The sequence below is a fragment of the Paracoccus sp. (in: a-proteobacteria) genome, assembly GCF_035556475.1.
Taxonomy (GTDB): Bacteria; Pseudomonadota; Alphaproteobacteria; order Rhodobacterales; family Rhodobacteraceae; genus Paracoccus.
In genome coordinates this window covers 1-13,350 of sequence record NZ_DATMFA010000121.1, presented here as the reverse complement: position 1 = coordinate 13,350, position 13,350 = coordinate 1, and the positions used below count along the sequence as shown (strand labels likewise).

The window sequence follows — 13,350 nt, the reverse complement described above, 5'->3', positions numbered from 1 at the left end:
CGTGGCGATGTTTCGCGGGCCGGTGGCGCTAACTGCCCGCCAAGGGGGATTTCGCCGCCGGCCATGACCCCGGGCGACGCTCTTCCGCAAGGGGTCTGTCAACTCTAGCGGGAAATATGGCCCGTACCTTCGCGCGCCGTGTTCCCGCGCCCCGCCGGCTTCGGCCGCGCGATCCCCTCCAGCACGTCGAGAGGGCTCGGCACGCTCACCCGCTTCGACTTGCCGACCGGGGCCTGGACCTGCTTGCTGAACTCGCTCAGCACCACCCCCGCGACCAGAACCTGGCTGATGCGAAGCCCGGTGCGCTCCCACATCTGGGCGCTGCGCAGCCAGAAGCGCCGGTCCGAAGGCGGGATGTAAAGCGCGGCGCCGGTACTCTCGGCCACGAAACCCGCGCTCCGCGCCAATGCCTCGAGCTGGCCAGCGGTATAGCTGCGCCCGAACCCGAAGGGCGTCGCGTCCGACCGCGCCCAGAGCCCGGCGCGGTTCGTCGCCATGACCAGCATCCGCCCCCCCGGCCCCAGCACCCGCGAGGCTTCGGCCAGAAGCGCCTGCGAATGATCCGCGGTCTCGACGGCGTGCAGCAGCACCAGCCGGTCGACGCTTCCGGTGTCGAGGGGCCAGGCGGTCTCCTCGCACAGGACCGAGCAATTGGGCAGCCCGGCAGGCCATGCCATCACGCCTTGCGGCCCCGGCATCAGGCTCGCGACGCGGCGCGCCCGGCCCAGATAGGGACGCTGGAGGGGCGCGGCGAAGCCATATCCCACCACGGTCATGCCCGCGCATTGCTCGGGCGGCCAAAGCTGCGTCAGCCGGTCGCGCAGCACCCGCTGAACCACCCGGCCGAGGGCCCGGTTGTAGTAGAACTTTCGCAGCTCGATCACATCCTGATGCATTGCGCCTCTCGTCCCGTCGCGCCAGACTGCGGCAAAGAGAAGGAATTGCCAATGCCGCTGGAACTGGTTCCCGTCCGCTGCCTGACCGACAATTACGCTTGGCTCGTGCATGGCAATGGCGCGACCGCCCTCTTCGACGCGCCCGAGGCAACCCCGATCCTCGCCGAACTCGAGGCGCGGGGCTGGACGCTCGACCTGATCGCGCTGACCCATCACCATGCCGACCATATTCAGGCCGTGCCCGAGCTTGTCGCCGCCACCGGCGCGAAGGTCATGGGCAATGCCGATGATGCCGCCCGCCTGCCCCCGCTCGACATCGCAGTCCGGCCCGGCACGACCGCCACGATCTGCGGCGAGCCGGCCGAGGTCATCGACGTCTCGGGCCATACCATCGGCCATGTCGCCTTCCATCTGCCGCAATCGGGCATGGCCTTCACCGCCGACAGCCTGATGGCTCTGGGTTGCGGGCGGCTCTTCGAGGGCAACCCTGCGATGATGTGGGACAGTGTCTCGCGCCTTGCCCGCCTGCCCGGCCACACGCTGATCTGCTCTGGTCACGATTATTGCCGTGGGAACGGTGCATTTGCGCTTTCCGTCGATTCCGGCAATGGTGCATTGCAGCAACGCCTCGACGACACCGCCGCGGGCCGCCGGCCCTGCGCCCCCGCCACGCTGGATGACGAACGCGCGACCAACCCGTTCCTGCGCGTAGCCGAGCTGCGCGAATCCCTCGGGATGGCAGGCGCAAGCGATGTGGATGTTTTTGCTAGACTTCGCGCGATGAAGGACCAGTTCTGAGGATCATTCCGCAATGCAGCAAGGATATTCGCGCCCCGATCACGGCAAATCCCGACCCCGTCAACCGGCCCCCTCCATGCTTGAAAATGCGGCAGACCGATATCACATCAAATTCAACCACCGGAGTTTCGGCACCAGAGGACGTAAATAGCGCTTGAAATGCGCGAAATTCCACCAGATTCTTAAACGTATCGTGACAGTCTGGTCAGGTGGACCGCTACCTTCGGCGGCCCAAACCGCCAGCCGACTGACAGGAGCTTAACCGTGCCGTCCTTTTCGAACACGCTGGAACAGGCCATTCATTCTGCACTGGCATTGGCCAATGAACACCGGCATGAACTGGCCACCCTCGAACATCTTCTGCTGGCCCTGACGGATGAACCCGATGCCGTCAAGGTCATGCGCGCCTGCAATGTCGATCTGGACGAACTGCGCCGCATGCTCGTGGAATTCATCGAGGATGACCTCTCGACCCTGATCACCGATGTCGAGGGGTCCGAGGCCGTGCCGACCGCCGCCTTCCAGCGGGTGATCCAGCGCGCCGCCATCCATGTGCAATCCTCCGGCAGGACCGAGGTGACGGGCGCGAATGTCCTCGTCGCGATCTTCGCCGAGCGTGAATCCAACGCCGCCTTCTTCCTGCAGGAACTGGACATGACCCGTTACGACGCGGTCAACTTCATCGCGCATGGCGTGGCGAAGAACCCGTCCTTCTCGGAGAACCGCACCGTTCAGGGTGCTGACCAGCCGGGCGAGCAGGCGCAGGCCGAGCAGCCCGCGGCCAAGGACGAATCCGCGCTGGCCAAATATTGCGTGAACCTCAACAAGAAGGCCTCGAAGGGCGATGTCGACCCGCTGATCGGCCGCGCCGAAGAGGTCGAGCGCTGCATTCAGGTTCTCTGCCGCCGCCGCAAGAACAACCCGCTGCTGGTCGGCGACCCCGGCGTCGGCAAGACCGCCATCGCCGAGGGGCTGGCGCTGAAGATCACGCGGGGCGAGACGCCGGACGTTCTGGCCGGCTCGACCATCTTCTCGCTCGACATGGGCGCGCTTCTGGCCGGCACCCGCTATCGCGGCGATTTCGAGGAGCGGCTGAAGGCCGTCGTGAAGGAGCTGGAGGATCATCCCGACGCCATCCTCTTCATCGACGAGATCCATACCGTGATCGGCGCCGGCGCGACCTCGGGCGGGGCGATGGATGCCTCGAACCTGCTGAAACCGGCGCTGTCCGGCGGCAAGCTGCGCTGCATGGGCTCCACCACCTACAAGGAGTTCCGGCAGCATTTCGAAAAGGACCGCGCGCTCTCCCGCCGCTTCCAGAAGATCGACGTGAACGAGCCGAACGTGCCCGACACGATCAAGATCCTGATGGGCCTGAAGCCCAGCTTCGAAAAGCATCACGACCTGCGCTATACCAATGACGCGATCCGCATCGCCGTCGAACTTTCGGCGCGCTACATCCACGACCGCAAGCTGCCCGACAAGGCGATCGACGTGATCGACGAGGCGGGCGCGGCACAACATCTGGTCGCGGAAAGCAAGCGCCGCAAGATGATCGGCCCGAAGGAAATCGAGGCGGTGGTGGCCAAGATCGCCCGCATCCCCCCGAAAAGCGTCTCCAAGGACGATGCGGCGGTGCTGAAGGATATGGAAGCCACGCTGAAACGGCTGGTCTTCGGCCAGGACGCCGCGATCGAGGCGCTGGCCTCCTCGATCAAGCTCGCCCGCGCCGGCCTGCGCGAGCCAGAAAAACCGATCGGCAACTACCTCTTCGCCGGCCCCACCGGCGTCGGCAAGACCGAAGTGGCGAAACAGCTCGCCTCGACGCTCGGCGTGGAGCTGCTGCGCTTCGACATGTCGGAATACATGGAGAAACACGCCGTCAGCCGCCTGATCGGCGCGCCTCCGGGCTATGTCGGCTTCGACCAGGGCGGGCTTCTGACCGATGGCGTCGACCAGCATCCGCATTGCGTGCTGCTGCTCGACGAGATCGAGAAGGCGCACCCGGATGTGTTCAACATCCTCCTGCAGGTCATGGACCACGGGAAACTGACCGACCATAACGGCCGGCAGGTGGACTTCCGCAACGTGATCCTGATCATGACCTCGAATGCCGGCGCCGCCGATCAGGCCCGGGCCGCCTTCGGCTTCGGCCGCGAGCGTCGCGAGGGCGAGGACACCGCCGCGATCGAGCGCACCTTCACGCCCGAATTCCGCAACCGTCTCGACGCGGTCATCAGCTTCGCGCCGCTCTCGCGCGACATCATCGTCCAGGTGGTCGAAAAGTTCGTGCTGCAACTGGAAGCCCAGCTCATCGACCGCGGCGTCCATATCGAACTGACCGACGAGGCCGCGCATTGGCTGGCCGAGAAGGGGTACGACGACAAGATGGGCGCCCGCCCGCTAGGCCGGGTGATCCAGGAGACGATCAAGAAACCTCTGGCCGAGGAACTGCTCTTCGGCCGCCTGACCAAAGGCGGCGTGGTCCGCGTCCGCATCGAGGACGACAAGCCCGTCTTCGACATCACCGGGCCCGAGACGCCCCGGATCAGCAAATCGAGGCCGCCCCTCCTGACGGCCGACTAAGGCAAGCAGAAAAACCCGAAGGGCGGCGCAGAAAGCGCCGCCCTTTTCGCATCCCGGCCCAGCAATCCGCGCCGGCCTCTCATCTCTTCATCGTTTCGAAAAATACCCCGGGGGTCCGGGGGCAGCGCCCCCGGCTCGGCCCATCAGCCCTTCGCCTTCCCGGCCTTGATCTTCGCGGCAAGATCCTTGGCGATGGCGAAGGCGCCCTTGATCCGGTCGGCATCGCCCGGCCAGTCGCGCAGCACGACGATCTTGTTGTCGGTGACTTTTGCCTGCCCGCGCTGGTCATGGATGAACTCGACCAGCCCCGCCGGATTGGGGAATTGGTCGCCGTGGAACTGGATCGTCACGCCCTTCGGCCCCGCATCCAGCTTCGAGATATTGGCCCGCTTCGCCATTGCCTTGATGCGGATGACCAGCAGCAGCGTGTTCACCTCGCGCGGCAGGGGGCCGAAACGGTCGATCAATTCGGCGGCAAAGCCCTCCAGCTCGACCTTGGTGGTCAGCTCGGCCAACCGGCGGTAAAGGCCCAGCCGCACGTCGAGATCGGGGATGTAGCTCTCGGGGATCGTGACCGGCACGCCGAGGTTCAGCTGCGGCGCCCATTCATCCTCGGGCGTGCCCTCGATCTCGCCCGATTTCAGCTTGGCGATCGTCTCCTCCAGCATCTGCTGGTAAAGCTCGAAGCCGACTTCCTTGATATGACCGGACTGCTCCTCGCCCAAGAGGTTCCCCGCCCCCCTCAGGTCCAGATCCTGCGAGGCCAGGTTGAAGCCCGCGCCAAGGCTGTCGATCGCACCGAGGAATTTCAGCCGCCGCATCGCCTGCGGGGTCAGTGGCACGCGGGGCTTGGTGGTCAGATAACAATAGGCGCGGGTCTTCGACCGCCCCACCCTGCCCCGGATCTGGTAAAGCTGCGCGAGGCCGAACATGTCGGCGCGCCAGACGATCATGGTATTCGCCGTCGGAATGTCGAGGCCGGATTCCACGATCGAGGTCGCGACCAGCACATCCGCGCCCCGGTCGTAGAAGGCGTTCATCCGGCTGTCCAGATCGCCCGCCGCAAGCTGACCATGCGCGACGATGAAGCTGACCTCGGGCACATGTTCCTTCAGCCAGTCCTCGACCTCGGGCAGGTCGGAAAGGCGCGGCACCACGAAGAAGCTCTGCCCGCCGCGATATTTCTCGCGGAGCAGGGCCTCGCGGATGGTGACGCTGTCGAACTCGCTGACATAGGTGCGGATCGCGAGGCGATCGACCGGCGGCGTCCCGATGATCGAGAGATCCCGTACCCCGGTCAGCGACAATTGCAACGTCCTCGGGATCGGGGTGGCGGTCAGAGTGAGGACGTGGATGTCGCTGCGCAGCTCCTTCAGCCGCTCCTTATGGGCGACGCCGAAATGCTGCTCCTCGTCGATGATCAGCAGGCCGAGATTCTTGAACCGGACCTGCTTGGCCAGAACCGCATGGGTGCCGACGACGATATCGACGGTGCCCTCGGCCAGCCCCTTGCGGGTCTCGGTCGCGTCCTTGGCCGAAACGAAGCGCGAGAGCGGCCGGACATTGATCGCGGTGCCGCGAAAACGCTCGGCAAAGGTGCGGAAATGCTGGCGGGCCAGCAGGGTCGTCGGCGCGACCACCGCGACCTGCCGGCCTTGGCTGGCGGCAATGAAGGCCGCGCGCATAGCAACCTCGGTCTTGCCGAAGCCGACATCGCCGACGATCAGCCGGTCCATCGGGCGGCCCGCCGCCAAATCCTCGGCCACATCGGCAATGGCCGATGCCTGATCCTCGGTCTCGGCATAGGGGAAACGGGCGGCGAAGCCCTCGATCTCGTGATGCTCTGGCTCCAGAACCGGGGCGGGACGCAGCAGGCGCTCGGCCGCGACGCGCATCAGCCGGTCGGCGATCAGCTTGATGCGTTCCTTCAGCCGCGCCTTGCGGGCCTGCCAGGCGCCACCGCCCAGCTTGTCGAGGAGCCCCTCCTCATGCCCGTAGCGGCTCAGCAGCTCGATATTCTCGACCGGCAGATAAAGGCGGTCGCCTCCGGCATATTCCAGCGCCACGCAATCATGGGGAATGCCAAGCGCCATCACGGTCTCAAGCCCGGTATAGCGCCCGATGCCATGTTCGACATGGACGACCAGATCGCCGGGGCTGAGGGTCTGGGTGTCGCGCAGAAAATTCTCGGCCCGCCGGCGCTTTTTCGCACCCCGGATCAGCCGGTCGCCCAGAACATCCTGTTCCGAAATGACGGCAAGCGGCCCGGTCGCCTGCCCGTCCGAGACGAAGCCCTCGTCCAGCGGCCAGACCGCGAGACCCAGCGCACCGACCTCGGCCGGCAGGTCGCGCATGTCGGCGATGGGCTTGGCGCCGGTCACGCCCTCATCGGCGATCAGCCCGGCCAGACGCTCACGCGCACCTTCCGAGAAGCTGGCAACAACCACCCTGCGCGTCGCCTGAAGCGCGCGAATATGATCGGCCAGAGCCTTGAAGAGGTTCCCTTTTTCGGCCTGCCGTTCCGGCGCGAAATTGCGCCCGACGCGCCCCCCTGCATCCAGCACTCCCGGACCCGGCGGCTGCGGCAGGACCGACAGCTTCAGCAGGCGATGCGCCGCCAGCCAACCCGTCCATTCCTTTTCGTCGGGGAACATTTCCACCGGCGGGACCGGGCGATAGACCGAATCCGTCCCGCCCTTGCGCTTCAGCGCCTCGCATCGGGCGTCGAATTGCTCGCCAATGGTGTGCCAGCGCGCGTCGCGCACCTGATCCAGATGGTCGTCGGTAACGATCGAGGCGCCGGGCAGATAGGCGAACAGGCTTTCCAGCCGCTCATGGAACCAGGGCAGCCAATGCTCCATACCGGCCATCTTGCGACCGGCGCTGATCCCCTCATACAGCGGATCATTCGCCCCTCCGCCATATTCGGCGCGATAGTTCTGGCGGAAGCGGGTGATCGCGGCCTCGTCCAGCATCACCTCGGACATGGGCGCAAGCTCGACCCGGTCCAGCTTCTCGACCGAGCGCTGGGTCTCGGCGTCAAAGCGGCGGGCGCTGTCCAGCACGTCCCCGAACATGTCGAGGCGGATCGGGCCGGCATCGCCCGGCGGATAGATGTCGATGATCCCGCCCCGGACGGCGAAATCCCCCGGCTCGGTCACCGTCGGCGATTGCGAGAAACCCATCCGCGCCAGGAACGCCCGCAGCGCGCTTTCGTCCATGCGGTCGCCCACTGCGGCCGAGAAGCTGGCCTCGCGCAGCGATTCGCGCGGCGGCACCCGCTGCATGGCGGCGTTGAGCGTGGTCAGCAGGACGAATGGCCCCTTGAAGGCGCCATGCGCCAGCGCGCTCAGCACCGCCATGCGCGCGGCCATCACCCCCGGCGCGGGCGAGACGCGGTCATAGGGCGTCGTGTCCCAGGCGGGAAATTCCAGCACCACGGTCTGCGGCGCATAGAAGGCCAGCGCGGCGCGCATCGCGGCCATGCGCCGGTCGTCGCGGGCAATATGGATCACGGGCTGCCCGCGCGACAGCTCGCGCAGGACAAGGGCGGCGTCCAGCCCCTCGGGGGCCCCGGACAGGATCAGATGTTCGGCCATGGCTGTTGAGGTAAAGCGGCTGCGGGTGAAGTCAAGGCACGCTCCTAGAAGCCAAAGGGATGCTGGATCACCCAGATCGCGCCGCGATAGGCGGTAAGCGCCACCGCGACGATCGAAAGGACCGAAATGATGCGGCGATGGCCACGCATCAGCCCTGCCGCCTGCCGCGCCGCCTCGTTCACCGGCAGTGCCCCGGCCTCGGCAGCGCCGAGGATGCGGGCCACGCGCCGCGCCAGCCGAAGCTCGACCGGGAACAGCAGCACGAAGGGCAGGACAAGCAGGACGATCGCCTGCGCCATCTCCAGCCCGTAGACGAAGCCGAGGAGGAAAAGCGCGCTCATCGCGAAGCAGGCGACGCCGATCAGGACGGCGCCCTCACCCGCGGCGAGGCGCCAGCGCGGCAGGGTCAGGGAAAGCCAGTCGAGAAGGCTTACAGCCGCCGGATCGTCGCCGGCGCCCGCGTCGCTTTTCCGCGCGGCGTTGATCACCTCGAAAGGCACGCCCAGCACGCGGCGTCCGGCCAGCGTCCAGACAAGGGTGAGGAGCAGCCAGAACCAGATCGACCCGAATGAGCGGCTGTCGAGGATGGCCAGGATAGTCTGGGTCAACGGATGGTCATCTCCCGCGGGTAGGCTGAAGCGGACCCTAACCTTGGAGCGCGCAAAGGAAAACCTCGAACTGACGCGGCGGGCCATTGGGGTTGCGTCGCTGCAACGCAGGGTGCAGGGTCTTGGCCATTCGCGCCGCCGGGGCCTGTCCCCGCCCGTCAGGAAGGTCTTGTCATGTCGCCCACGCCGATCGTCGCCCCGTTCCCCGCCGCCCGTCTGAGGCGCCTGCGCCGCACCCCCGCGCTGCGCGCCCTGACGACCGAGGTGAGCCTGACGCCGGGCAATCTGATCTGGCCGATCTTCGTGACCGAGCTGCCCGATGGCGCGGGCGAGATCCCGTCGATGCCGGGGGTCGAGCGGCTGACGCTGGACGGCGCGAAGCGCGCGGCCGAGACGGCGATGCGCCTTGGCATCCCCGCCGTCTGCATCTTTCCCCATTCCGATCCCGACCTGAAGACCGAGACCTGCGAGCGGGCATGGGATCCCGAGAATATCGGCAACCGCGCCATCCGCGCCATCAAGGAGGTTGCGCCCGAGCTTGCGGTGATGACCGACATCGCGCTCGACCCCTATAACGCCAATGGCCATGACGGGTTGGTCCGGGACGGCGTGATCCTGAACGACGAGACGGTCGAGGCGCTTGGCCGCATGGCGCTGGTCCAGGCCGAATCCGGTGCCGACATCCTTGGCCCCTCGGACATGATGGACGGCCGAATCGGCGCGCTGCGCGAGGTGATGGAGGCGAATGGCCACAAGGACGTGGCGATCCTCTCCTATGCCGCGAAATATGCCAGCGGCTTCTATGGCCCGTTCCGCGATGCGGTCGGCGCCTCGGGGCGGCTGGTGGGCGACAAGAAGACCTACCAGATCAACCCCGCGAACCGCGACGAGGCGATGCGCTGCGTCGCCCGCGACCTTGCCGAAGGCGCGGACATGGTCATGGTCAAGCCGGGGATGCCCTATCTCGACATCTGCCGCATGGTCCGCGACCAGTTCGCCGTTCCGACCTATGCCTATCAGGTCAGCGGCGAATACGCGATGATCGAGGGGGCGATCCGCAATGGCTGGCTTTCCCGCGACGTGGTGATGGAGAGCCTTCTTGCCTTCCGCCGGGCGGGCTGCGACGGCATTCTGACCTATTACGCCCCGCAGGTGGCCGAGGCGCTGGCGTGACGGGGCGATTGCCCCTATCATCCCCGCTCAACGAGCGGTGCAACCGCCGAGAAATTAGGGATGAGTGAAATATGAAATTCGCCAATGGGTTGAGCAGGCGAAACCTGCTTCTGGCCGGGGCGGCTGCGGGACTTGCCGCCTGCACCAATGCGGTAGGACAGAATGCGTCCGGCCGGTTGGATGCGCGCGTCGACGCGACGCGGAACTATCTGCTGCAGAACTATCCCGGCGTCGCCAGCATGGTCCAGAACGCCAAGGGCGTGCTCTACATGCCGCTGATGACCGAGGCGGGCTTCGGCGTCGGCGGCGCCTATGGTCAGGGCGCATTGCGCATCAACAACGTGACGGTCGACTATTATTCGGCCACGCAGGCCAGCGTCGGCTTTCAGATCGGCGCGCAGCAATATGCCCATGTGCTGATCTTCCAGACCGATGAAGCGCTGGCCGCCTTCCGCGCCGCCCCCGGCTGGGTGGCCGAGGCTGATGCCTATTACGCCCTGCCCTCGCGCGGGCTTGCGCTTGGCACCGACACGATCACGGCCCAGCAGCCGGTGGTCGCGATGATCTTCGGACAATCCGGCCTGATGGCGGGCGCCTCGATCGCCGGGACGAAATACACCCGCGTCATCCCCTCGACCTTCTGAGGGGTTCTGCCCGCCCGAAAACGAAAAGGCCGCAGCATTGCCGCGGCCTTTTTCGCATCGGGCAGCGTGCCTTAGCTGCCGTGGATGATGCGGACGTAATTCGTGGTCTCGCGATAGGGCGGCACGCCGCCATATTTCGCCACCGCCGCCGGACCCGCGTTATAGGCCGCCAGCGCCAGCCGCCAGCTTCCGAAGGTGTTATACATCATGCGCAGATAGCGCGCGCCCCCTTCGAGGTTCTGAAGGGGATCGCCGGGATTGACCCCCAGTTTCGCCGCCGTGCCGGGCATCAGCTGCGCCAGCCCTTGCGCCCCCTTGTGCGAGCGCGCCGAAGGGTTCCAGCCCGATTCCTGCTGCACCAGCCGCAGGAACAGATCCTCGGGCACGCCATGCTTGCGCGCCATGGCGCGGGCATGGGGCAGATACTCGCTGCGCCGGTTGCCCTTGTAGGTCGGGATGGTGCCGGGCAGGTCCAGATCCACCACGCTCTTGGTCGAGACGCCGCTGGGCCGCAGCCGTGCCGATTGCTGGTATTGACCCGCAAGCCGACTGTCCATCAGCCGCGTCTGGCGTTCGAACTGGGCAATGCGGGACTTGCCGCTTTTCTGCATCCGCAGCCCGTCGGCTGCAGCCGGCGCCGCGAGACCGCAGCCCAGAGCCATCACCAGGGCCGCATGTGTCAGGTAGCGCAGCCGAGCGCGTTCAGTCGAAAGCATCTCTCGTCCCTCATGCCGACATGTTTTTTGCGCAGCAGTATAGCGCACTGTCCGGCCTGCGCCGCAAGTCCTTTGCATCCGGGCATCACGCGCTATCACCATCGGCGATTTCTTGCCACAGGGCGCGGGCGGCCCGCCGGCAGCTTACCCGGCGGCCCATCCGGCCAAAGCCCTTGCCGCCACCCGGCGCAACGCGTTACACCAGCCGACAAAGAAACTTCTGGAAGACAAAGGACGTTGGCATGGCAGGCAGCGTGAACAAGGTGATCCTGATTGGCAATCTGGGTCAAGACCCCGAGATCCGCACCTTCCCCAGCGGCGGCAAGGTGGCCAACCTGCGCATCGCCACCTCGGAGACCTGGAAGGACCGCAATACCGGCGAACGCCGCGAGCGGACCGAATGGCACACGGTCGCGATCTATTCCGAACCGCTGGTCCGCGTGGCCGAGCAATACCTGAAGAAGGGCTCCAAGATCTATGTCGAGGGCCAGCTCGAAACCCGCAAATGGCAGGACCAGAGCGGGCAGGACCGCTATTCGACCGAAGTGGCGCTGCGTCCGTTCCGCAGCGAGCTGACGATGCTCGACGGTCGCGGCGGCTCGGGCGGCGGCGGTCGCGACGACAGCTATGGCGGTGGCGGCTATGAGGGCGGCTCGTCGGGCGGCGGCTACTCCTCGGGCGGCGGCGGCAGCCGGGGCGGCTCGTCCTCGGGCGGCGGCGGGCAGCGTCCCGATTTCGACGACGAGATCCCGTTCTGAGACCAGAGGGCGCCCATCGGGCGCCCTTTTTCATTCCACCCCACGAACCGGCCTGCCCCGTCCCGCAATGAAAAAACCGCGCCTCTTTCGAGACGCGGTTTCCGCATGATCACGTGTCGGCAGATCTTACTTGATCTTGCCTTCCTTGTACTCGACGTGCTTGCGCACAACCGGGTCGTATTTGTTGACCGTCATCTTCTCGGTCATGGTGCGGGCGTTCTTCTTGGTCACGTAGAAGTGCCCGGTCCCGGCCGAGGAGTTCAGGCGGATCTTGATCGTCGTCGGCTTCGCCATTTGCTTCGCTCCTGCTGCGGGGCAAAACGCTTTTAGCAAACCCCGTGGAATCTCTTGGAGCCCGCCTTTTACTCGCAGGGCGTCCGAAGTCAACCGCGAATCCGGGCGAAATGCGGCGTTTCCCCCAGAAAACTGCGAATCGTCCCCGTGGGCAGAGGCAGTTTCGTTCCGTCATATGAGGTCCGCCACGGCCGCGCCCGCCGGACCTGCGCTTCGGCGCGTCCCTACCGCAGAAGTTGCGCTATGTGCCCCATTCCTTGGGTGATGGCGATTCCCCCTTTCGGACGAGGCCGCTTGGGACGGACGGTCACGAGGATCCGGGCAAGCCGCAGCCGTCCCCCGCATCCGGGGCACTCGGATCTGGTCTCGGCGCCGCCCGCCCGACACGGAAACGGCCGCAAAAGCCAGGATCGACCTAGATAAAGGAAAATGCGCGGATGGCCTGTAAGCCGGATTTTGTTCCGGGGTTGCCCCCTTCGATGACCATTCCTCTGGCCCCGCCATTGCTGACGGGATCTAGCTGCCAACCCGGACCTGCTGGGGCGAAAGCAGCCCTGCCTTGCGGCGCGCGGTCCCTATTCGGCATTGCTCCCGGTGGGGCTTGCCTTGCCAGTCCTGTTGCCAGTCCCGCGGTGGGCTCTTACCCCACCGTTTCACCCTTACCCATGCAAGCATGGGCGGTCTGTTCTCTGTGGCGCTTTCCCTGGGGTTGCCCCCGCCGGGCGTTACCCGGCACCGTGCCTTCATGGAGTCCGGACTTTCCTCGACGATTGCTCGCCGCGGTCATCCGGCCATCCGCGCAAGGGGCAGATAGTCCGCCGCCCCGGCAGGGTCAAGCATGGCCGTCAGCGGTGGCCCCGCCCTCGGCCGAGATCCAGGCCTTCGCCGCCTCCATCGCGGCCAGCGGAAAGACGGCGACCTCGCTCGGGATCAGGGGCGAGAAGAGCTTCACCGCCCGCGTGATCCAGCCAATGTCGCTGACCACCGCCACCCGCTCGAAGCTGCGCCAATGCGTCAGGCCAAGGCGGGCATCGTCCCAGATCGCTCCGGCGCTGTAGCCCTCGAAATCCGGGCCAAGCACCATCAGCAGCCGCACCTTGCCGTGGCTTTTCGCCTTTTCGGTCACCAGCGGGATCAGCTTGTCGTCATAATCGGCCGAAGTGACCTCGCCCGTCGCGCGAATGGCGATGACGTTCTCGGGAAAGCCGTCGAGGATCTGATAGCCCTCAGGCGCGGCCTCGGCCGAACCGGCCCAGCGGATCGCCTCCTCCTGATCCT

The 13,350-nt window shown here is 66.2% G+C and carries 11 protein-coding genes and 1 other RNA gene; 5 read left to right on the top strand and 7 right to left on the bottom strand.

All coding sequences use genetic code 11. The features are described from left to right. Positions 1–104: 104 nt before the first annotated feature. A complete protein-coding gene (locus VNQ78_RS17545; protein WP_325692189.1) occupies positions 105–896 on the bottom strand; it encodes a class I SAM-dependent methyltransferase in 792 nt (263 codons plus the stop codon). A gap of 51 nt (positions 897–947) precedes the next feature. Between VNQ78_RS17545 and gloB the strand changes: the two genes are divergently transcribed. Together gloB and clpA are read left to right on the top strand one after the other, a co-directional pair. After that, entirely contained in the window at positions 948–1,694 is a 747-nt protein-coding gene (gloB, locus tag VNQ78_RS17540) for a hydroxyacylglutathione hydrolase (RefSeq protein WP_325692187.1), read from the top strand. Between the two features lie 264 nt (positions 1,695–1,958). Next, complete coding sequence (clpA, locus tag VNQ78_RS17535) at positions 1,959–4,280, top strand: ATP-dependent Clp protease ATP-binding subunit ClpA (RefSeq protein ID WP_325692185.1); 2,322 nt, start codon at positions 1,959–1,961, stop codon at positions 4,278–4,280. Positions 4,281–4,423: 143 nt separating this feature from the next. Here the strand turns inward: clpA and mfd are convergent, their stop codons facing one another. Together mfd and VNQ78_RS17525 are read right to left on the bottom strand one after the other, a co-directional pair. Continuing rightward, entirely contained in the window at positions 4,424–7,879 is a 3,456-nt protein-coding gene (gene mfd, locus VNQ78_RS17530) for a transcription-repair coupling factor (protein WP_325692183.1), read from the bottom strand. 44 nt (positions 7,880–7,923) lie between these two features. Further along, positions 7,924–8,487: a hypothetical protein gene (locus VNQ78_RS17525; RefSeq protein WP_325692181.1), complete on the bottom strand. Its 564-nt coding sequence runs from the start codon at positions 8,485–8,487 to the stop codon at positions 7,924–7,926. 174 nt (positions 8,488–8,661) lie between these two features. On the opposite strand from VNQ78_RS17525, the gene hemB reads away from it, so the two are divergent. After that, a complete protein-coding gene (gene hemB / locus VNQ78_RS17520; RefSeq protein ID WP_325692179.1) occupies positions 8,662–9,660 on the top strand; it encodes a porphobilinogen synthase in 999 nt (332 codons plus the stop codon). A 71-nt stretch (positions 9,661–9,731) separates the two neighbouring features. Further along, entirely contained in the window at positions 9,732–10,304 is a 573-nt protein-coding gene (locus VNQ78_RS17515; protein WP_325692177.1) for a YSC84-related protein, read from the top strand. 71 nt (positions 10,305–10,375) lie between these two features. Here VNQ78_RS17515 and VNQ78_RS17510 read toward each other — a convergent pair whose 3' ends face one another. Beyond that, positions 10,376–11,020 carry a lytic transglycosylase domain-containing protein gene (locus tag VNQ78_RS17510; RefSeq protein WP_325692175.1) on the bottom strand — a complete coding sequence of 215 codons (645 nt, stop codon included), beginning with the start codon at positions 11,018–11,020 and terminating at the stop codon, positions 10,376–10,378. Positions 11,021–11,262: 242 nt separating this feature from the next. Between VNQ78_RS17510 and ssb the strand changes: the two genes are divergently transcribed. Then, positions 11,263–11,778, top strand: coding sequence for a single-stranded DNA-binding protein (ssb, locus tag VNQ78_RS17505; RefSeq protein WP_325692173.1), 516 nt, complete (start codon positions 11,263–11,265; stop codon positions 11,776–11,778). A 126-nt stretch (positions 11,779–11,904) separates the two neighbouring features. Here the strand turns inward: ssb and rpmG are convergent, their stop codons facing one another. From rpmG to VNQ78_RS17490, 3 genes are all read right to left on the bottom strand, one after another. Then, positions 11,905–12,072: a 50S ribosomal protein L33 gene (gene rpmG, locus VNQ78_RS17500; protein ID WP_101752137.1), complete on the bottom strand. Its 168-nt coding sequence runs from the start codon at positions 12,070–12,072 to the stop codon at positions 11,905–11,907. Between the two features lie 429 nt (positions 12,073–12,501). Further along, positions 12,502–12,871: RNase P RNA component class A (rnpB, locus tag VNQ78_RS17495), an RNA gene on the bottom strand. A 33-nt stretch (positions 12,872–12,904) separates the two neighbouring features. After that, a partial coding sequence (locus tag VNQ78_RS17490) for an STAS/SEC14 domain-containing protein (RefSeq protein WP_325692171.1) occupies positions 12,905–13,350 on the bottom strand: 446 nt, incomplete at its 5' end.